Origin of the sequence: Streptomyces sp. NPDC050704, from assembly GCF_040654355.1 — a bacterium.
Classification (GTDB): Bacteria; Actinomycetota; Actinomycetes; order Streptomycetales; family Streptomycetaceae; genus Streptomyces.
The window spans coordinates 1-1339 of sequence record NZ_JBFAHW010000280.1 but is presented as its reverse complement, the minus strand read 5'-3'; the positions used below and the strand labels follow the sequence as shown (position 1 = coordinate 1339).

1 protein-coding gene and 1 pseudogene are annotated in these 1339 nt (G+C 71.2%); both read right to left on the bottom strand.

Features of this window, described 5'->3' with window-relative positions:
- A partial coding sequence (locus AB0I18_RS52110; protein ID WP_363112904.1) for a beta-ketoacyl synthase N-terminal-like domain-containing protein occupies nt 1-921 on the bottom strand: 921 nt, incomplete at its 3' end.
- Nucleotides 922-969: 48 nt separating this feature from the next.
- Nucleotides 970-1339: pseudogene (locus AB0I18_RS52105) on the bottom strand (beta-ketoacyl synthase); the annotation flags it as partial.

Here is a 1339-nt window from a genome sequence, read left to right as displayed (position 1 = left end):
CAACCCATTCGACGCACCATCCTGATTCGCCGCCGAACCCCGCACCACCGCCAACACCGGATGACCACGCCGCCGCGCATCCGACAACCGCTCCAGTAGGACGACGGCGGCACCTTCGCCCCAGCCGATGCCGTCGGCCGCGTCGGCGAAGGCCTTGCAGCGGCCGTCGACGGCCAGGCCGCGCTGGCGGGCGAAGACCACGAAGCCGGCCGGAGTCGCGAGGATGCCCGCACCGCCGGCCAGGGCCAGGGAGCAGTCGCCCTGGCGCAGCGACTGAGCCGCCAGGTGGAGGGCGACGAGGGAGGAGGAGCAGGCGGTGTCGACGGTGACCGCCGGCCCCTGGAGCCCGAGGGTGTACGAGACGCGGCCGGACATGACACTGCCCGTGCCACCGGTCAGGGCGTACCCCTGGTCCTCGGAGGAGTCGAGGAGCATGGCGCCGTATCCGGTCGGCAGGCCACCGATGAAGACGCCGGTGCGGCTGCCGTGCAGCGACAGCGGGTCGATCCGGGCCCGTTCGACCGCCTCCCAGGAGGTTTCCAGCAGGAGGCGCTGCTGTGGGTCCATCGCCAGCGCCTCGCGCGGCGATATGCCGAAGAGCGCGGGGTCGAAGTCCCCGGCGTCGTAGAGGAACGCGCCTTCCTGCGTGTAGGTCTTGCCGGGCTTGTCGGGGTCGGGGTCGTAGAGGTCGTCCAGGTCCCAGCCCCGGTCGGTGGGGAGTCCGCCGACGGTGTCGACGCCATCGGCGACGAGCCGCCACAGCTTTTCCGGCGAATCGGCGCCGCCGGGGAGACGGCACGCCATCCCGATGATCGCGAGGGGTTCACGCCGCTTGTCCTGGGACTCGCGGAGCCGCTCGCGGGTCTGCTGCAACTCCGCCGTGACCCTCCGCAGATACGTACGGAGCTTGTCCTCGGTCATGGTCGACTCCAGTTCGGTGTGGTGGGGCGCCCGGGGAGGACGGAGGGATCAGGAGACGCCCAGGTCGCGGTCGATGAGATCGAAGATCTCGTCGTCGCTGGCGGATTCAAGGGAGTCCGCGGTCCCGGGAGCCGCTTCGGGGTCCGGGTCGCTCAGCCTGACGGCCAGGTCACGCAGCCGTTGCGCGATGTCGGCGCGTGTGTCGGTGTCCATGTCGGGGCCGATGGCCGCCCGGGACAGGGCTTGTTCCATCCGGTCGAGTTCCTGCTGGATGTGCAGCGCGTCGATGACGTCGTCGGACGTGCCCGACAGCAGTTCGCCGCGCAGGAGGGTGGCGAGGGCGGTGGGGGTGGGGTGGTCGAAGACCAGGGTGGCGGGCAGCCGCAGGCCGGTGGCCGTGTTCAGCCGGTTGCGCAGC